The organism is Cupriavidus sp. H39, assembly GCF_050271075.1.
GTDB lineage: Bacteria > Pseudomonadota > Gammaproteobacteria > Burkholderiales > Burkholderiaceae > Cupriavidus > Cupriavidus necator_B.
In genome coordinates, this window is record NZ_CP189848.1 from 2,307,257 (window position 1) to 2,325,046 (window position 17,790).

Genomic DNA, 17,790 nt, shown 5'->3' on the forward strand with positions numbered 1-17,790 from the left:
TCAGAACTCCTTCCCCGTCGCGGGCGCTTCCGGGGCCAGCGCGGCGCGCGCACCGGACTGGTGGCGGCGCGTCCAGGCCTGCAGCAGGTTGATCAACAGCAGCAGCCCGAACGAGATCCCCAGCATCACCACCGCCACCGCGGTGGCGCCGGCATAGTCGTATTGCTCCAGCTTGGAATAGATCATCAGCGGCGCGATCTCCGACACCATCGGCATATTGCCGGAGATAAACACCACCGAGCCATACTCGCCGGTGGCGCGCGCGAAGCTCAGCGCGAAACCCGTCAGCAGCGCCGGCAGGATCGCCGGCAGGATCACGCGGCGGAAGGTTTGCAGCCGGTTGGCGCCGAGGCTGGCGGCGGCTTCTTCCAGTTCCTGCTCGACGTCTTCCAGCACTGGCTGCACCGTGCGCACCACGAACGGCAGGCCGATAAAGGTCAGCGCCACCACCACGCCCAGCGGCGTGAACGCGACCTTGATGCCAAGCGGCTCCAGATAGCGGCCGATCCAGCCGTTGGCGGCGAACAGCGCGGTCAGCGCGATGCCCGCCACCGCGGTCGGCAGCGCGAACGGCAGGTCGACCAGCGCGTCGATCAGGCGCTTGCCGACAAAGCGGTAGCGCACCAGCACCCACGCGACGATCAGCCCGAACACCGTATTGACGAGGGCCGCGATCAGCGACGCACCGAAGCTCAGTTGCAGCGATGCCACCACGCGCGGCGCCGTGATCGCGGTCCAGAACGCGTCCCACGTCATCGTGAACGTCTTCAGGAACGTGGCCGACAGCGGCACCAGCACGATCAGCGTCAGGTAGAACAGCGTGAACCCGAGCGACAGGCCGAAGCCCGGCAGCACCGTAAAGCGCTGCCTGGACCGGTTGCGCGGCGCGCGCGCGGCGCCGGACTCGGGGGCGCCAGGCGCGGCTGGCGGCGGCGTGTCCGCCAGGGAGATGGAGGGAGGCATGTCGTCTCGTCTGTGGGCGCGCGTCGCAGGCCGGAGGCCGGAGGCTGCTGGGACACGCCGTTCTTTATGACGCCGGCGCATATGGCGCCGGCCTACGAGACAGATTCTGCAGAGTCGCCTTTATAAAAAGAACGAATCTTTCTGAATTTTCTTAGACGATTTAGATATAAGGGACGGTCGAGGCGACCTCGACCCCGGCTTCCCAAGGTGTGTTCACGCCACTTTGGCCCCCAGCGTCGGCCGCCGCGCCGATCCGTTGCACCAGCGTATCGAGCAGCGCGAGGCCTTCCGGCCACTCGCCCAGCCCCGAATCGGCATTGATATGGCCAAGATAGCCCACGTCGACCAGTTCGCTGCCCCACAGCGTGCCCCAGGAGAAAGCGGTGCGCTGCGGCATCCAGGGATCGTTGCGGCTGGCCGCGAGGAGGGTCGGGAACGGCAGCCGGTAGGTGGGCAGCAATGCTGCCACGCCAAACTTGTCCGGATCGGCGGGCGCGACCAGTAACGCGCCGGCAATGCCGACCGGGTCCAGCGCCGCCTGGCGCAACGTGGCCAGGCAGCCGAAGCTGTGCGCCACCAGCACGGCGCCGCGCGCGGCCACGCGCCGGGCCCGCATCACGCCTTCCGAGACGCGCTCGGCCCACAGCGGCAGGCTCGGCCGCGACCAGTCATGCTGCTCGACCCGCTGCCAGTCCGGGAACTGCTGTTCCCAGCGGCTCTGCCAGTGCCCGGGGCCACTGCCGTGCAACCCGGGCACCGTCAGCACCTGGAGGTGGCGCGGAATTTCCGGCCGCGCGGCGCGGCCCGGTGCGGTCCTGTCCGACTGCGTCATACCGGCTCCTCGCTCAGTGCGCATGGGGTCGCTGCGCGCGGATGCTCCACCGCGCGCAGTCCGGCCGCGCTGACCAGCCCGCCGGCAAAAGCGCCCTGCCCCAAGCTGATGCCAGCGGCCTGCAGCCGCTCGATGCTCTCGGCGTCCTGCAGGCGTCGCCCGATCAGCGTGACGCCGGCGCTGGCCGCGCTGGCGCGCAGGCCGGACAGCTGGCGGTCGGTCCAGGTGCGGCGCATGTCCAGCTTGAGCCAGTCCGGCAGCGCATGCGCCATCAGCGCACCCGCTTCAGCCGGATCCGAGGCCTGCAGGCTCACCGCAAAACCATTCCGGCGGTAGTTGCCGACCACATGCAGCAGCAGCCCCAGATCATCGTTGGCGCTGGCCGGCACCTGGATCACGAAGCGTTCCAGCGGCAACCCCAGCGACTGCAGCGCGCGCCGGAAGGCCGCGCCGTGATCGTCGGCCACCGCGGCCAGCAGGCGGTTGTGCACGTTCAGCACCAGCTTGTGCGCGCCGTCCGCCGCAAAATAGTTGATGGCATGCAGCAGGCGCGACAGCCGGTCCAGCGACACCAGCGTGTGATCGTCCGCCGCCATCGCGAACAGCTTCCATGCCGCCAGCCCGACGCCGTCCGCCGCGTAGGTATGGATCGCGCCTTCATGCGCCACCACCTGCCGGTCCGCCAGCGTGACCAGCGGCTCAAACGCGCTGGTGAGCGAGCAGTTGAAGAACTGTCCCTGCACCTGCCCGCGCGCATCGCGCCACAGTTGCCGGTCCGCCAGCGGCTGGCGCGGCAGCGATTCGAGATAGCGTTGGAGCGCGGATGTTGCGCCCGTGGGTTCATGCGCGCCTGGCATGGCAATCCTTGGGTTGACCGGCCGCGTCGGGCGGAGGGTCTGATGGGGTGACGGGCAAGCCCGATAACAGCGGCCGCCTGCCTGCTCATGATAGGAGGTGGGCGGGCGCCAGCGTATGAAGATTAAGGACTGACGATATGCGCCGTGTCAGCGATACCGCGCATGCGAGGTCCGCAGGCAACGGCTCAGGCGGCCCAGCCCACATTCAGCGGCGCGGGTGCGGCGGCAGCCGCGCCCTGGGCCCCGGCCGGCCCGGCCGACGGCGGCGATGGCCGCATCACCCGCTGCAGCACCGCTGCTTCCAGTTGCGCAAAGCCCGCCGCGCCGCGTTCACGCGGACGCGCCAGCGCCACGCGCGTATCCATGGCGATGCGGCCGTCCTCGATCAGCACGATGCGGTCGGCCAGCGCCACCGCTTCGGACACATCGTGCGTGACCAGCAACGCGGTGAAGCCCAGCCGGCGCCACAGCGACTCGATCAGCGCCTGCATTTCGATGCGCGTGAGCGCATCCAGCGCGCCCAGCGGCTCGTCGAGCAGCAACAGCTGCGGGTGATGCACCAGCGCGCGTGCCAGCGCCACGCGCTGGCGCTGGCCGCCCGACAGCCGCGCCGGCCAGGCCTGCGCGCGCTCGGCCAGGCCGACCTGCGCCAGCACCCTGGCGGCTTCGGCGCGCCGTGCGCGCGGCAAGCCCAGCGCCACGTTGTCCAGCACGCGCTTCCACGGCAGCAGCCGCGCGTCCTGGAACATCACGCGCACGTCGGCCGGCCGCGCGCGGCCCGTGGCAGCGGCTTCGCCATCGATGGTGATGCTGCCGCCATCGGCCGCTTCCAGCCCGGCCACCAGCCGCAGCAAGGTGCTCTTGCCGCAGCCGCTGCGCCCGACGATGGCCAGGAACTCGCCCGGCGCGGCGTCCAGCGCCACGTCGTGCAGCACCGCGCGGCCGTCGTAGCGCTTGACCACCTGGCGCACGCGCAGCGCCACGCCGCCCGCCGCCTTGCCTGGCACCTCGGGCGCCACGCTTGCCGCGGTCGTCTCGGTTGCCGCCGCGCGCCGCGCCAGGCCCGCTTCCAGTTCGGCCACGGCCGCCTGTTCCACCGGATACATCTGCATCTCGATCTCCTTTCCTTGATGGGGATGCCGGGGCCGTCAGCCTGCGGCGTAGCCCGGGTGCCAGCGCAGCCAGTAGCGCTCCAGCCCGCGCGACAGCCAGTCGGCCAGCTTGCCCAGCAGGGCATAGAGCAGGATGCCGACCAGCACCACGTCGGTTTGCAGGAACTCGCGCGCATTCATGGTCATGTAGCCAATGCCCGATTGCGCGGAGATGGTTTCCGCCACGATCAGCACCACCCACATCAGCCCCAGCGCAAAGCGCACCCCCACCAGGATGCCCGGCAGCGCCCCCGGCAGGATGACCTCGCGATACAGCTGCCAGCCGGACAAGCCGTAGCTGCGCGCCATCTCCACCAGCCCCGCATCGACCGAGCGGATGCCGTGGTAGGTGTTCAGGTAGACCGGAAAAAAAACGCCCAGCGAGACCAGGAACAGCTTGGCGCTCTCGTCGATGCCGAACCACAGGATCACCAGCGGGATCAGCGCCAGCGCGGGGATGTTGCGCACCATCTGCAGCGTGCTGTCGAGCAGCGTGGCGGCGCTGCGGAAGGTGCCGGTCAGCAGCCCCAGCAGCAGGCCGAGCCCGCCGCCAATGGCAAACCCCAGCAGCGCGCGCCAGGTACTGACGCCTACGTGCCGCCACAACTCGCCCGAGCGCGCCAGTTCCCATGCAGCCTGCACCACGGCCAGCGGGGCCGGCAGCACGCGGCTGGACAGCCAGCCGTGCTGCGAGGCCAGCTGCCACGCGACCAGCAGCAGCACCGGTACGATCCACGGCGCCGTGGCGCGCCAGAGTGCCCGCGGCGCGTGGCGCGGCAGCGCCAACAGTGGAGCCGTCATGATTGCCCTCCTACTCAGCTTTGCGCGGCGCGCGGCACGATGCCGGTCGCCATGACTTCACCAAACGGGCCCGACAGCACCTTGCCCGGCAGGGTGTCCAGCTTCGCCTGCACCGCGCGCGGCAGCAGCGGGAACACCAGCTCGGCAAAACGGTAGGCTTCTTCCAGGTGCGGATAGCCGGACAGCACGAAGGTGTCGATGCCCAGCCCCGCGTATTCGCGCAGGCGCTCGGCCACGGTATGCGGGTCGCCCACCAGCGCGGTGCCGGCGCCGCCGCGCACCAGGCCGACGCCGGCCCACAGGTTGGGGCTGATTTCCAGCGCCTCGCGCGTGCGGCGCGTGCCGCCCGCATGCAGCGCGGCCATGCGGCGCTGGCCTTCGGAATCCATGTTGGCGAACACCGCCTGCGCACGCGCCACGGTGTCGTCGTCGAGCCGGCTGATCAGGTCTTCGGCCGCGGCCCAGGCGGCGGCATCGGTCTCGCGCACGATCACATGCAGCCGGATGCCGAACTTCACCGTGCGGCCGTGGCGCGCGGCGTGGCGGCGCACGTCGTCCAGCTTTTGGGCCACGGCCGCCGGCGGCTCGCCCCAGGTCAGGTAGGTATCGACCTGCTCGCCGGCCAGCGCGTGCGCCGGCGCCGACGAGCCGCCGAAGTACACCGGCGGGTGCGGCCGCTGCAGCGGCGGGTAGAGCACGGTGGCGCCCTTCACGGCCAGGTGCTTGCCTTCATAGTCGACCTTGCCGCCGTCATGGCTGGCGGCCAGCACCTGGCGCCAGATGCGCAGGAATTCCGCCGAAGCCTCGTAACGCGCGGCGTGGTCGAGGAACAGGCCATCGCCTTCCAGTTCGGCGCGATCGCCGCCGGTGACGAGATTGATCAGCAAGCGGCCATTGGCGATGCGGTCAAAGGTCGCCGCCATGCGCGCAGCCAGCGTCGGCGCCATCAGGCCCGGGCGTACCGCAACCAGGAATTTCAGCCGCTGCGTGACCGCGGCCAGCGCCGATGCCACCACCCACGGGTCTTCGCACGAGCGTCCCGTCGGGATCAGCACGCCTTCATAGCCAAGCGTGTCGGCGGCCACGGCGACCTGTTTCAAATAGTCGAAGCTGACCGCGCGCGCGCCTTCCGAGGTGCCGAGGTAGCGGCTGTCGCCGTGGGTGGGGATGAACCAGAAAACTTGCATGTCATTGCTCCATTTCAGTTGCGCCGGCGCTATCGCCTGGCCTGCGGCTGCGGCGCGGCCCAGCGCGCATCGGCTACCTTGACCGGCCGGGGAATCAGCTTCAGGGAATGGAAGGCGTCGGCAATGCGTTGCTGCCCGGCCAGCACCTCGGCGCTGACCGGGCGCGCACCGTACGAGAAGCGCGCGACCGCAAGCTCGAGCACATCGGCCGGCAGCCCGGTTTCGCCGGCCAGCACCGTAGTGGCCTCCTTCGGGTTCTGTTGCGCCCAGGTGCCCAGCGTGGCCAGTTCATCCAGGATCAGGCTGACAATCTCCGGCCGGGCCTGCGCATAAGGGCGCGAGGCCAGGTAGAACTGGTGGTTGCTGACCACGTTGCGGCCATCCGCGCCGCGGCCATCGGCCAGCACGCGCGCGCCCAGCTGTTTCTCGGCGGCGGCAAGGAACGGGTCCCAGATCACCCACGCATCCACCGCGCCGCGCTCGAAGGCGGCGCGCGCGTCCGCCGGCGGCAGGTAGACCGGCTGGATCGCGGTGTAGGGGATGCCGGCCTGCTCCAACTGGCGCACCAGCAGGTAATGCACGTTGGAGCCTTTGTTCAGCGCCACGCGCTTGCCGCGCAGGTCGGCAACCGAGCGCAGCGCCGAACCCCTGGGCACGACGATGGCCTCGGCCGCCGGTGCCGGGGGCTCGTTGCCGACATAGACCAGTTGCGCGCCGGCGGCCTGGGCAAAGATCGGCGGCGCCTCGCCGACGGTGCCGAAGTCGATCGCGCCGACATTGAGCCCCTCGAGCAATTGCGGTCCCGCCGGAAACTCGGTCCACCGGACACTGATGCCTTGCGGCGCCAGGCGCTTTTCCAGCGTGCCGCGTGCCTTGAGCAGCGTCAGCGTGCCGTATTTCTGGTAGCCGATGCGCAGCACCTTGGGATCGATCTGGTTCGACTGCGCTTCGGCGCGGCCCGGCAGCAGCCCGTAGGCCAGGCCAGCGGCAAGCACCAGCGCGGCGCTAATCAGGCGGCGGCGCAGGATGGCCGGCCGCAGCGGGTTGATGCTGGTCATGCGATGTCCTCCATGGCCCGTGGCAATGCCCTGCGGGCCAATTGATGTTCTGGGGGTTACGGCAGCAAGCGTTCCTGCCGACCCCACATGGCGGGTGGCATGGCGTTGCTGCGGTGGCGCGGGCTGGCCGGCGCCGCGACAGTCAATCCGTCAGTTCAGGCGGAACATCGCTCGGCCACCGCGATCGTGGCGGCGCGGCGGACATAGGCGCCGGGCACCACGTCGAGCGGCACCTCGATGCGGGCATGCGCCAGGGCATCGCGCACGCGCAGCACGCCCTCGTCCAGCCGCGCTGCCAGCGCGGCGTCGAAGCGCGTTTGGCGCGCGCCGGCGGCATCGGCCGGTTCGATCTGCTGGTCGACGGCGAAGATGCCAGGCAGGATCTGGCGCGAACCAAGCGCGGCCAGCACCGGCCGCAGCGCATAGTCGATCGCCAGCGCATGCGCCAGGCTGCCGCCGGTGGCGATCGGCAGCACGATCTTGTCGCGCAGCCCGGCCTGCGGCAGCAGGTCCAGGAAGGCCTTGAGCAGGCCGCTGTAGGCCGCCTTGTAGACCGGCGTGGCCAATACCACCACCTGCGCCTCGGACACGGCCCGCGTGGCGGCGCCGATGGCGGGGTCGTCGGCGCGGGCGGCGAGCAGCGGGCCGGCGGGAAGTTCGCGCAGCTCGAGATGGCGGGTGCGTTCGCCGGCAGCCTCGAGCGCCGCGCGCAGGTGCGCCAGCACAAGGCCGGAGCGGGACTGGGCCGACGGGCTGCCGGAGAGCGTCAGGATGGACATCGGGCTTCCTTGTTCTGTTGGACCGGTCGGCGCGCGGACGCCGCACGCGACCCGTTGCGACGGTCTCGGGGTTTTACTTCTGGCCGGGCTGGTAGATCTGGTCGAACGTGCCGCCATCGGCGAAGTGGGTCTTCTGCGCCTTCTGCCAGCCGCCGAACACCTCGTCGATGGTGAACAGCTTCACCTTCGGGAAGTTGGCGGCGTACTTGGCCGCCACCTTCTGCGAGATCGGGCGGTAGTAGTTCTTCGCCGCAATCTCCTGGCCTTCATCGGTGTACAGGAACTGCAGGTAGGCCTCGGCCGCCTTGCGCGTGCCCTTCTTGTCGACCACCTTGTCGACCACGGCCACCGGCGGCTCCGCCAGGATCGACACCGACGGCGCGACGATATCGAACTTGTCGGGGCCCAGCTCCTTGATCGCCAGGATGGCCTCGTTCTCCCACGCGATCAGCACATCGCCCAGGCCGCGCTCGACAAAGGTGGTGGTGGCACCGCGCGCGCCCGAATCCAGCACCGGCACATGCTTGAGCAGTTCGCCGACGAACGCGCGCGCCTTGGCATCGTTGCCGCCCGGCTGGCGCAACGCATAGCCCCACGCCGCCAGGTAGTTCCAGCGTGCACCGCCGGAGGTCTTGGGGTTGGGCGTAATGACCTGCACGCCGGGCTTGACCAGGTCGCCCCAGTCCTTGATGCCCTTGGGGTTGCCCTTGCGCACCAGGAACACGATGGTCGAGGTGTAGGGCGAGGCGTTGTGCGGCAGGCGCTTCTGCCAGTCCGGCCGGATCAGGCCCTTTTCGGCAATGGCATCGATGTCGTAGCCCAGCGCCAGCGTGACCACGTCGGCGTCGAGGCCGTCGATCACCGAGCGTGCCTGCTTGCCCGAGCCGCCATGCGACTGGCGCACGCTCACGGCGTCGCCACCCTGGGCCTTCCAGGCCTTGGCAAAGGCGGCGTTGACATCGACATACAGCTCACGCGTGGGGTCGTAGGATACGTTCAGCAGGTTGGCAGCGCTCGCGGTCTGCGCCGCGCTCAGTGCTGCCAGGACAGCCAGGCCGATGGCCAGTTTGCGGATCATCTGGTATTGCTCCCGTCAGTGTCGTGAATGGCGTCATGCGCCTGTTTGCGTGACCCGCCGTGGCGGGCGGGCTGGTGTAGGAGCAAGACTACCGACGGGGCTATCGGAACGGAACGAAGGGTTTCGCCGATCCATGGCTGTTTTCTGCATAAGATCCGGCGGAAATATGGGCATGCCCGCGAAAGGGCCTCCGCCGAAGCGGATGGCGGCGCCGAGGTGGCGAAAGCGCCACGCACAAAAGAAAACGCCCGCGCCGGCAAACCGGCGCGGGCGAAGTTTCCATTCTGGAAACGGGTAGACAAGTCATGAAGAGCGCCCCCGCATCTCCATGACAGGACAAATCTTATCGGGCCCGCCGCCGCGGCGGCTTGACCCATATCAAGTGCGCGGCAATCGCATCAGCCACCGGCCTGCCGGCTCAGCAAGTCGGCCATCTCGTCGGCATGCTCCTCTTCCACCGCCAGGATCGATTCCATCAGCCGGCGCGAAGTCGGGTCGCGCTCGCCCAGGAACTGGATGATTTCCCGGTAGCTGTCGATGGCGATGCGCTCGGCCACCAGGTCTTCCCGGATCATTTCGGTCAGCGAGGTGCCGGCCACATATTCGGCATGCGAGCGGCTGGTCAGGCCGTCCGGGGCAAAGTCAGGCTCGCCGCCCAGCTGGACGATGCGTTCGGCAATCTGGTCGGCGTGGCCTTGCTCTTCGTTGGAATGCGCCAGGAACTCATCGGCCACGCTCTTCGAGTTCGGCCCCTTGGCCATGAAGTAATGGCGGCGGTAGCGCAACACGCAGACCAGTTCGGTGGCCAGGGCGTCGTTCAGCAGCTTCAGCACGGTCTCGCGGTCGGCGGCGTAGCCCGCGGTCACCGCCCCGTCGTCGATGTGCTGGCGGGCGCGCTCACGCAGGGTCTTGACGTCTGTGAGGAAAGGCTTGTCGTTCATAAAGGGCTCCTGGGGGGATCGGGCTGCGTCGGCGCAGCGCGTTGTACGGAAACTCAACCCTTTTGCAACGCGAAAAGTGTGCCACTGCCCGAACAAGCGCAATCCCTTACAGCTGGCCGCTACGCCTGCCATGCCGCGTGAAATATTTGCATGGGTGCAGACTACCTTACACGCGTCCGTAGACCGCAACGCGCGCTTGGCAAACCGGGTCGCCCCACGCGGCTCGCGTTCTAGCCACCGCAATGCACGCCAAATATGGCGCCATCCACACGTGCAAACGCCACCGAAGTCGGATCCACGACGAGCAACAAGCTCGCGAGCAGCGCCAGGAAAACCCACGCCAGTCGTCTCGGTTTGCGAGCCTGAATAGTCGCCGCCCAAAGCATCCACGGGGCGACGCTTGCGCCAACAAACAGAAATTTGATGACTATGCTGGGAATCATCATTGTTTAGACGGGGCACGAGGTTGCTTGCTGGCGTAGACCAGGGCGTGTTCGATGTCCGTCAGCAGGTCATCGACACTCTCTAGCCCCACCGACAAACGCACAAGACTCTCCTTGATCCCGGCTCGACTTCTTTCGTCGTCCGTCAGCTTTCCGTGCGTTGTCGATGCCGGATGCGTCACCATCGAACGCGTGTCGCCGATATTCGTCGCAATCGAGATCAGGCGAAGAGCGTCAATAAACGCCCAGGCAGACTCACGAGACTGCCCCACCTCAAAACTCAGGACCCCGCCAGCACCGCGCTGCTGACGCTCAACCAAAGCGCGCTGCGGATGGGACGGAGATCCGCTGTAGTACACAGCGCGGACATCGACTCGGCCCTCTAGCCAGCTTGCAAGCTTCTGTGTGCTCTGCGCGATCGCGCCTACACGAAGCTCCAGCGTCTCCAGACTCTTAAGCAAGAGCCAGGCGTTCATGGCACTCAGCGTTGGTCCAAGTGAGCGAGTCACCGCCCGCATTTCCCCCATCAAAGCGTCGGCCCCCGCTACCACCCCGGCAACACAGCGACCTTGCCCGTCGATGTACTTCCCTGCGGAATGCACTACAAGATCGGCACCAAACTGCAGTGGCTTTTGCAGAATCGGCGTAAGCATCGTGTTGTCAACAGCCAATAACCCACCATAGGCATGGACCAGGCTTGAAATCCCCCGGATGTCCGCGACCTGTTGAACCGGATTGGACGGCGTTTCCAGGAACGCCAAGCTTGTCCGTTCGTCGATCGCCGCGCGCCATTGCGCCAGATCTGTCAAATCGACGATGCGAACCTCAACACCAAATTTCGCAAAGTAGCATCGAAACGCACTCAGGGTCGTGCCAAAAACATCTCGCGAACAAACCACATTGAACCCCGCCCGGAGCCGTGCATGGGCAATTGCCGCAATTGCTGCCATACCAGATGAAAATGCCACCGCGTCCTCCGCTCCCTCCAGGACTGCAAGACGCTGCTCAAACGCTCGGACGGTTGGGTTGGTAAAACGCGAATACACGTTCCCGCAGGACGCTCCACTGAATCGCAGTGCTGCCTCCGCGGCCGATTTGAAGATGTATGCGGCCGTCAAGGCAACAGGCTCGCAAAACGAGTCAGAGTAATCCTGGAATTGAGCGACTCGTACAGCCTGTGTCAGGGAACCGCTCACCCTGCTTCGCTGTTCAGCCATTCGTGCCACCATTCGGCATTCCAGCACGTACCGGCGCGCCATGATTAATGGGCAATGGCCCGCTTCCACGTAAGCCGAACCATGAGCACATGGCCGAGAGTAAAGTCATCAAGACTAGCCCCATGATCGTATGCATGTAACTGCCACTGGACTCAAAAGACCAGGCGCCCAGCTGCACAGTCAGAAACGCACCGATCTGATGAACAAGAAACAGCAGGCCGAACGCTTTGCCCTTGACCTGCCTGCCATAACGCTCGAAGCAGAACAGCGATGTCAGGATAACTGTGCCCAGATAGCTGGCGCCGAAGAGAATCGCAAACAGCATGACACCCGCCCCCGGCACGAGGAGAAGCAGCATCGACAAGGAGCGCATGGCGTAGAACAGCGCGAGTAACCGATGCTTGTGGAAGCGCATCGCAAGCATGCCTGAAGCGATCCCACTCAGCAGTTCAAGAACACCCAGGACGCTCATGGCAAACCCCATCTCCAACCGTGGAACATGCACGTCCTGCCAGTGCGCCAGGAGATGGACATCCACGAACGCCATGGTCGCGCCACAACCGAGGAATCCTGCCGCCAGGACGTAGAAGACCGGGTCATGCCGCACCAGCGACCAGGCCGGCGCATCCTTCTTGCAAGCTTGCGGATCGGGCGCGGAACGCGACTGCGGTTCCCACTGGGACGCGAGCCAGAGAACCGCCGTGGCTGGCAAAGCAAGCACAATTCCGACCGCATTGAATACAGTCATCCAGCTTGCCTGCGGCTGCAACCATATCCATAGGGGAGAAAGGACGATGAAGCCAATCGCGGTGCCATTGGTCACCACCGCGTACGCCAGACCCTTCTTTCTCTCTTCAAAAAGACGGTCTACCAGGATGCCCATGGGCACAAAAGTCATTGCGGCGAGGCCGAATGCGCCGGCGATGCCAAATGCGAGACTAAAGAGCAATAGCGATTGATGCCAGACGGCCACGCTGACACAGGCGATGCCCGCTGCAAACGCGCCAATGGCGGACGTACGCAAGGGCCCGACACGATCGCTTAGCGCCCCGACCACTGGCGACATGACCCCCGTAGCAAGCATGAACAGTCCACCTGACCAGGAAAACTGCGCCCGGCCTTGGCCGTAGTGCTCGGCCAGTTGGACAAAGTAGACTTGGTAGATGCCCTTTATTGCGGTTGAGGCGAACATCACGCCAAAGCCAATGGCGACCAGCGTGTAGGTGACTGAGCGGGAACTGCCATGACCGTCCATGTCAGTGTCCCCCTCCAAGCGAAGCCGTGCCTGGCGCCTTTCGGCAATTTTCCAGGTAGATGTTTTCGTACATGCCATAGAAGAGTCTGCAGGTATGGTCAACGGCAAACAGCGCCTCGTCTTGCATCTTCCCTGTCGTGCATAACTGCGATACGAGATTCAGACCCTGCTCGACGTGCCCGACATCTTCGGCCTGATGAACAGAAAAAAACAGAAGGTCGCTCTCGGCGAGTCCATATACCTTACTGAAGAGTTCATGACGGGCCTCACCCGCCTTCGTTTCCAAGTTTTGGCCTTCGCTGGCGATCATGACCGCCGCAGCGCCCACGTGGTAATGTGAAGAATCGCGTACAGCGTCCAGACGGTAGTTGATCAATGCGCTGGTGGCGGGCAAAGGACGCTCGGCATCACGCTCTGAATCGCTGACGCCAATCGCACGCAAGAAATTTTTCATGAGCTCGACATGATTATCACTCCGAGAGAGTCGACCGGTTTCCTCCTCATACATATTGATCAAGAGAGCGCGCTTGAATGTTGGAATCGGGCAATAAAAAAAAAGATGCTCCACGTAATTCAGAAAGTGTTTCGTTAATTGATATCCCTGAAGCGCCGTGGATTTTAGCAAGGGCAAGTTTGGCCTCTGCGGGTCAAGGAGCGCGTCAAAGATAGGATGACCAAGGGTCAGGTTTTTATGCAGGACGCTGCGAAGCTCTTCCTTAAAAATTTCTCTCTTAATCATGGGGAGAACATCCGTTTGATGGTTTATCCGGGGAAGACTTGTTTTCGCAATGCGCCAACGGTTTGTGCAAGAAAGTGACCGCGATACGCCTCATCGCCTACGCGCGCATAATCATCAAGGACACCATATGACTTGAAGCCGAAACGCTGCCACAACCGATGGGCCCGGCTCCCCTCACGTACATCGAGAATCAGTTGCTGGATGCCCAGTGCCTCCGCTTTGAGGACGATTTCGCGGAAAGCGCGAGGGATGATATTTTGACCACGGTATTCGGGATGAACGACCCCCTTGGTTAGTTCCGCGCGATGGCGACAGTTCGGCATGGCATTGCGAGTCATCATGCAGAAGAAGACCAGGTTGCCATCCGCCTCCCCAACCAAGGCCAGTGCGCCGCTGGAAAGTCGATAGCGCAACTCGGTTACAAATGTCCCTGCTTCGTCGTTTGACATATGCCCGGCATAGCCGAGCGCGCCTTCGCCAGCGGTGCATTGAACCAGTTCGACAATGCGCCGCGCATCTGTACCGGCAAGGTCAGAGAGCCATTTAAGATGAATGATGTCTTTCACTGGAAGTCTGCAAGCGGTGCGGGATGAATGAATCCTAAGCGGGTGACTTGCAGCCATCCAGCAAATAGCCGGCCAAAGATGACAAGGATCTGGCCGTATCAGCCATAGCATTCCAGTTCCAGGGAGCGCATGAAAACGCCAGATAGACCGCGGGATCGCTGTCGACGCGAACCGATTCAACCGTTGCCAGTCATGAGGTGCGCCTACTTCCTTGTATTGCCCGGCGTGCACATGCTGGATCTGGCCGGCCCACTCCAGGTCCTTTCGACCGTCTCGGAATTGGGCATCGGTCAGCTATCTATTCAGTGCGTCGGCCCCCATTCGAACGTGCAGGCCTTTCAAGGCATAGTTCTGAGCCGGATCGAGGAATTCCCCGCACGCGTGACTGGCCACGACCTGATTCTCGTCATCGGCAGCAAGCTGCAGGACGCGTTGATGGCATCGCAACCCTGGCACGACGCAGCGGATTGGCTACGCAGCCTGTTCACCGAAAGAAGACGGCCTGAAGTGACTATTGCCGCGGTTTGCACGGGTGCCTTCCTGTTGGGTGACGCAGGACTCCTCGATGGCCGCCTGTGTACCACGCATCATGCATTCATCAGGAAACTTCGCGCCCGGCAGCCCAATGCCTCGGTGATCGACAACCGCGTCTTTGTACGCGATGGCAATGTCTGGACCTCCGCAGGAGTCGCGTCCGGCATCGACCTGGCGCTGAGGCTGGTGGCGGAGACATTTGGCGATGAGGCAGCCATTCGCGTTGCGCGCGAGAATGTCGTGCCATTCCGGCGCTTCGGCAACGATCCCGAACTCGATTCGCAGTTCCAGGCCCGTTCCCATGGCAACCAGCTGGTGCATACCATTCAGGATGCGATCTCCGGTCACCTGGATGCTTCGGTCTCCGATGCGCGCTTCGCCGGCAGCTTTGCTCTCAGCGTCCGGCATCTTTCCCGGCTATTCGTGCAGGAGACGGGGATCACGCCGAAGCAGTACCAGCTTGCGCTACGCATGGCGCGCGCACGCAAGCTGCTGACTGATTCAACTCTTTCCGTCGAAGAGATCTCGGTGAAGTCCGGCTTCGGCAGCGTTCAGGCTTTTCGTAGCTGCTGGAACAAGTTTGAAAGCATGACGCCTACCCGCTTCCGGGCGTCGACTGCGACGCGAAGGACTTGACTTGATTGCGCCGTGTTGAAGGCCTGAAGCAAAAAAATCCCCGCGCTTGCGCGCAGGGATCGATCGTAGGAGCCTTGGTCAGCGCTGTTCCCGTGAACGGCAACAGCGCAACCGGACTCAATCCAGCATCCGCCCGAACGTGAACTCGCCATCGGCATAATCCACCGGCACCACATCCTTGGCAGCGAACTTGCCTTCCAGGATGGCACGTGCCACCGGGTTTTCGATCTGCTGCTGGATCGCACGCTTGAGCGGCCGTGCGCCGAACACCGGGTCGTAGCCCGCGCTGGCGATCTTCTCCAGCGCCGTGTCGGTGACCTCCAGCGTCATGTCCATGCGGGCCAGGCGGGCCTGCAGGCGCTGCAGCTGGATGCGAGCGATCGACTCGATATGCTTCTGGTCGAGCGCGTGAAACACCACCACTTCATCGATCCGGTTGAGGAACTCCGGCCGGAAATGCGTGCGCACTTCCTGCCAGACCGCGCCCTTGATCGCTTCCTGCGGCTCGCCGGTCATCGACTGGATGATCTGCGAGCCGAGGTTGGAGGTCATCACGATCACCGTGTTCTTGAAGTCCACGGTGCGGCCCTGGCCGTCGGTCAAGCGGCCATCGTCGAGCACCTGCAGCAACACGTTGAAGACGTCCGGGTGGGCCTTCTCGACTTCATCGAGCAGCACCACGCTGTACGGCTTGCGGCGCACGGCTTCGGTCAGGTAGCCGCCTTCTTCATAGCCCACGTATCCCGGCGGCGCGCCGATCAGGCGGCTGACGCTGTGCTTCTCCATGAATTCGCTCATGTCGATGCGGATCAGGTGCTCTTCCGAATCGAACATGAACTCGGCCAGGGCCTTGCACAACTCGGTCTTGCCGACGCCGGTCGGGCCCAGGAACAGGAACGAGCCATAGGGCCGGTTCTCGTCCGCGAGGCCGGCGCGCGAACGGCGGATGGCATCGGATACCAGCCGCACGGCCTCGTCCTGGCCCACCACGCGCGCATGCAGGCGGTCTTCCATCTTCAGCAGCTTCTCGCGCTCGCCCTGCATCATCTTCGATACCGGAATGCCGGTGGCGCGGCTGACCACTTCGGCAATTTCCTCCGCGCCCACCTGGGTGCGCAGCAGCTTGTTGGGCTGCTTCTGCTCGCTGGCCTCGGCATCGGTCGCCGCCTTGAGCTTGCCTTCCAGGCCCGGCAGCTTGCCGTATTGCAGTTCGGCCACCTTGTCCAGCTTGCCTTCGCGCTGCAGCCTGGAGATTTCCAGCTTGACCTTCTCGATCTCTTCCTTGAGCGCGGCCGTGCCCTGCGCGGCGCCCTTCTCGGCCTTCCAGATCTCGTCGAGGTCGGCATACTCCTTCTCCAGCCGCGCGATCTCCTGCTCGATCAGTTCCAGGCGCTTCAGCGAGGCTTCGTCGGTCTCTTTCTTGACCGCTTCGCGTTCGATCTTCAGCTGGATGGTGCGGCGCTCGAGCTTGTCCATCGACTCCGGCTTGGAATCGATTTCCATCTTGATGCGCGCGGCGGCCTCGTCGATCAGGTCGATGGCCTTGTCGGGCAGGAAGCGGTCGGTGATATAGCGATGCGACAGCTCGGCCGCGGCGACGATGGCCGGGTCGGTGATCTCCACGCCGTGGTGCAGCTCATACTTTTCCTGCAGCCCGCGCAGGATGGCAATGGTCGCCTCCACGCTGGGCTCGTCGACCAGCACCTTCTGGAAGCGACGCTCCAGCGCGGCATCCTTCTCGATGTACTTGCGGTATTCGTCGAGCGTGGTCGCGCCGATGCAGTGCAGCTCGCCGCGCGCCAGCGCCGGCTTGAGCATGTTGCCCGCATCGATCGCGCCCTCGGCCTTGCCGGCGCCGACCATGGTGTGGATTTCGTCGATGAAGACGATGGTCTGGCCCTCGTCCTTGGCCACGTCATTGAGCACCGCCTTGAGCCGTTCCTCGAACTCGCCGCGGTACTTGGCGCCGGCCAGCAGGCCGGCCATGTCGAGCACCAGCACGCGCTTGTGCTTCAGGCTTTCCGGCACCTCGCCGTTGACGATGCGCTGCGCCAGGCCTTCGACGATGGCGGTCTTGCCCACGCCGGGTTCGCCGATCAGCACCGGGTTGTTCTTGGTGCGGCGCTGCAGGATCTGGATCGCGCGGCGGATCTCGTCGTCGCGGCCGATCACCGGATCGAGCTTGCCGATGCGGGCGCGCTCGGTGAGGTCGATGGTGTACTTCTTCAGGGCTTCGCGCTGGCCCTCGGCCTCGGCACTGTTGACCGAATCGCCGCCGCGCACGGCCTGGATGGCCGACTCCAGCGACTTGCGGTTCAGGCCGTGTTCGCGCGCAATGCGGCCCGCCTCGCCCTTGTCGTCGGCAACGGCAAGCAGGAACAGCTCGCTGGCGATGAACTGGTCGCCGCGCTTGATCGCTTCCTTCTCGGTAGCATTGAGCAGGTTCACCAGGTCGCGGCCGATCTGGACCTCATTGGTGCCCTGCACTTGCGGCAGGCGCTTGAGGGCGGCGTCCAGCGCCGTCTGCAGGCCCTGCACGTTGACGCCGGCGCGCGCCAGCAGCGCCTTGGCGGCGCCGTCATCCTGCGCCAGCAGCGCGCGCAGCACGTGCTGCGGGTCGATATATTGATTGTCGTTGGCCAGCGCCAGGCTTTGCGCTTCAGCCAGCGCTTCCTGGAACCGGGTGGTCAGCTTGTCAAGACGCATAAGGATTCCCTCTCTCGGATAGGTCGTGTCCTGATGCGGGGGGCGTT

16 protein-coding genes are annotated in these 17,790 nt (G+C 65.1%); 1 reads left to right on the forward strand and 15 read right to left on the reverse strand.

Features of this window, described 5'->3' with window-relative positions; genetic code table 11:
• The 14 genes from cysT to ACOCMH_RS26100 form a co-directional block, all read right to left on the reverse strand.
• Positions 1-963, reverse strand: a complete 963-nt coding sequence (cysT, locus tag ACOCMH_RS26035; RefSeq protein WP_427309937.1) for a sulfate ABC transporter permease subunit CysT — start codon at positions 961-963, stop codon at positions 1-3.
• A 160-nt stretch (positions 964-1,123) separates the two neighbouring features.
• Positions 1,124-1,795 carry an RBBP9/YdeN family alpha/beta hydrolase gene (locus ACOCMH_RS26040; RefSeq protein ID WP_427309939.1) on the reverse strand — a complete coding sequence of 224 codons (672 nt, stop codon included), beginning with the start codon at positions 1,793-1,795 and terminating at the stop codon, positions 1,124-1,126.
• Positions 1,792-2,652, reverse strand: a complete 861-nt coding sequence (locus ACOCMH_RS26045) for an EAL domain-containing protein (protein WP_427309940.1) — start codon at positions 2,650-2,652, stop codon at positions 1,792-1,794. Before ACOCMH_RS26045 ends, ACOCMH_RS26040 begins: the two co-directional genes overlap by 4 nt.
• Before the next feature lie 185 nt (positions 2,653-2,837).
• Positions 2,838-3,764, reverse strand: a complete 927-nt coding sequence (locus ACOCMH_RS26050; protein ID WP_427309942.1) for an ATP-binding cassette domain-containing protein — start codon at positions 3,762-3,764, stop codon at positions 2,838-2,840.
• A gap of 36 nt (positions 3,765-3,800) precedes the next feature.
• Positions 3,801-4,604, reverse strand: a complete 804-nt coding sequence (ssuC, locus tag ACOCMH_RS26055; protein WP_427309944.1) for an aliphatic sulfonate ABC transporter permease SsuC — start codon at positions 4,602-4,604, stop codon at positions 3,801-3,803.
• 14 nt (positions 4,605-4,618) lie between these two features.
• On the reverse strand, positions 4,619-5,791 hold the full coding sequence (ssuD, locus tag ACOCMH_RS26060) for an FMNH2-dependent alkanesulfonate monooxygenase (protein WP_427309945.1): 1,173 nt from the start codon (positions 5,789-5,791) through the stop codon (positions 4,619-4,621).
• Between the two features lie 29 nt (positions 5,792-5,820).
• Positions 5,821-6,849, reverse strand: a complete 1,029-nt coding sequence (locus tag ACOCMH_RS26065) for a sulfonate ABC transporter substrate-binding protein (RefSeq protein WP_427309947.1) — start codon at positions 6,847-6,849, stop codon at positions 5,821-5,823.
• Between the two features lie 155 nt (positions 6,850-7,004).
• Positions 7,005-7,628, reverse strand: a complete 624-nt coding sequence (ssuE, locus tag ACOCMH_RS26070) for an NADPH-dependent FMN reductase (protein WP_427309949.1) — start codon at positions 7,626-7,628, stop codon at positions 7,005-7,007.
• A 73-nt stretch (positions 7,629-7,701) separates the two neighbouring features.
• Entirely contained in the window at positions 7,702-8,706 is a 1,005-nt protein-coding gene (locus ACOCMH_RS26075) for a sulfate ABC transporter substrate-binding protein (protein ID WP_427309951.1), read from the reverse strand.
• 398 nt (positions 8,707-9,104) lie between these two features.
• Complete coding sequence (locus tag ACOCMH_RS26080; protein ID WP_427309953.1) at positions 9,105-9,647, reverse strand: ferritin-like domain-containing protein; 543 nt, start codon at positions 9,645-9,647, stop codon at positions 9,105-9,107.
• A gap of 442 nt (positions 9,648-10,089) precedes the next feature.
• Entirely contained in the window at positions 10,090-11,319 is a 1,230-nt protein-coding gene (locus tag ACOCMH_RS26085) for a PLP-dependent transferase (RefSeq protein WP_427309955.1), read from the reverse strand.
• A complete protein-coding gene (locus ACOCMH_RS26090) occupies positions 11,300-12,562 on the reverse strand; it encodes an MFS transporter (protein WP_427309957.1) in 1,263 nt (420 codons plus the stop codon). The genes ACOCMH_RS26085 and ACOCMH_RS26090 overlap by 20 nt, the downstream gene beginning before the upstream one ends.
• 1 nt (position 12,563) lies before the next feature.
• Positions 12,564-13,301, reverse strand: coding sequence for a TenA family transcriptional regulator (locus ACOCMH_RS26095; RefSeq protein WP_427309959.1), 738 nt, complete (start codon positions 13,299-13,301; stop codon positions 12,564-12,566).
• Between the two features lie 23 nt (positions 13,302-13,324).
• Positions 13,325-13,867 carry a GNAT family N-acetyltransferase gene (locus ACOCMH_RS26100; RefSeq protein ID WP_427309961.1) on the reverse strand — a complete coding sequence of 181 codons (543 nt, stop codon included), beginning with the start codon at positions 13,865-13,867 and terminating at the stop codon, positions 13,325-13,327.
• 192 nt (positions 13,868-14,059) lie between these two features.
• On the opposite strand from ACOCMH_RS26100, the gene ACOCMH_RS26105 reads away from it, so the two are divergent.
• Positions 14,060-15,037, forward strand: coding sequence for a GlxA family transcriptional regulator (locus ACOCMH_RS26105; protein ID WP_427313370.1), 978 nt, complete (start codon positions 14,060-14,062; stop codon positions 15,035-15,037).
• A gap of 117 nt (positions 15,038-15,154) precedes the next feature.
• Here the strand turns inward: ACOCMH_RS26105 and clpB are convergent, their stop codons facing one another.
• Positions 15,155-17,743, reverse strand: coding sequence for an ATP-dependent chaperone ClpB (gene clpB, locus ACOCMH_RS26110; RefSeq protein WP_427309963.1), 2,589 nt, complete (start codon positions 17,741-17,743; stop codon positions 15,155-15,157).
• Positions 17,744-17,790 lie beyond the last annotated feature (47 nt).

What these genes read in the sequence shown, in the direction of transcription:
- cysT (WP_427309937.1), bottom strand. Translation starts at nt 963, where the DNA reads ATGCCTCCCTCCATCTCCCTGGCGGACACGCCGCCGCCAGCCGCGCCT.
- ACOCMH_RS26040 (WP_427309939.1), bottom strand. Translation starts at nt 1,795, where the DNA reads ATGACGCAGTCGGACAGGACCGCACCGGGCCGCGCCGCGCGGCCGGAA.
- ACOCMH_RS26045 (WP_427309940.1), bottom strand. Translation starts at nt 2,652, where the DNA reads ATGCCAGGCGCGCATGAACCCACGGGCGCAACATCCGCGCTCCAACGC.
- ACOCMH_RS26050 (WP_427309942.1), bottom strand. Translation starts at nt 3,764, where the DNA reads ATGCAGATGTATCCGGTGGAACAGGCGGCCGTGGCCGAACTGGAAGCG.
- ssuC (WP_427309944.1), bottom strand. Translation starts at nt 4,604, where the DNA reads ATGACGGCTCCACTGTTGGCGCTGCCGCGCCACGCGCCGCGGGCACTC.
- ssuD (WP_427309945.1), bottom strand. Translation starts at nt 5,791, where the DNA reads ATGCAAGTTTTCTGGTTCATCCCCACCCACGGCGACAGCCGCTACCTC.
- ACOCMH_RS26065 (WP_427309947.1), bottom strand. Translation starts at nt 6,849, where the DNA reads ATGACCAGCATCAACCCGCTGCGGCCGGCCATCCTGCGCCGCCGCCTG.
- ssuE (WP_427309949.1), bottom strand. Translation starts at nt 7,628, where the DNA reads ATGTCCATCCTGACGCTCTCCGGCAGCCCGTCGGCCCAGTCCCGCTCC.
- ACOCMH_RS26075 (WP_427309951.1), bottom strand. Translation starts at nt 8,706, where the DNA reads ATGATCCGCAAACTGGCCATCGGCCTGGCTGTCCTGGCAGCACTGAGC.
- ACOCMH_RS26080 (WP_427309953.1), bottom strand. Translation starts at nt 9,647, where the DNA reads ATGAACGACAAGCCTTTCCTCACAGACGTCAAGACCCTGCGTGAGCGC.
- ACOCMH_RS26085 (WP_427309955.1), bottom strand. Translation starts at nt 11,319, where the DNA reads ATGGTGGCACGAATGGCTGAACAGCGAAGCAGGGTGAGCGGTTCCCTG.
- ACOCMH_RS26090 (WP_427309957.1), bottom strand. Translation starts at nt 12,562, where the DNA reads ATGGACGGTCATGGCAGTTCCCGCTCAGTCACCTACACGCTGGTCGCC.
- ACOCMH_RS26095 (WP_427309959.1), bottom strand. Translation starts at nt 13,301, where the DNA reads ATGATTAAGAGAGAAATTTTTAAGGAAGAGCTTCGCAGCGTCCTGCAT.
- ACOCMH_RS26105 (WP_427313370.1), top strand. Translation starts at nt 14,060, where the DNA reads ATGAGGTGCGCCTACTTCCTTGTATTGCCCGGCGTGCACATGCTGGAT.
- clpB (WP_427309963.1), bottom strand. Translation starts at nt 17,743, where the DNA reads ATGCGTCTTGACAAGCTGACCACCCGGTTCCAGGAAGCGCTGGCTGAA.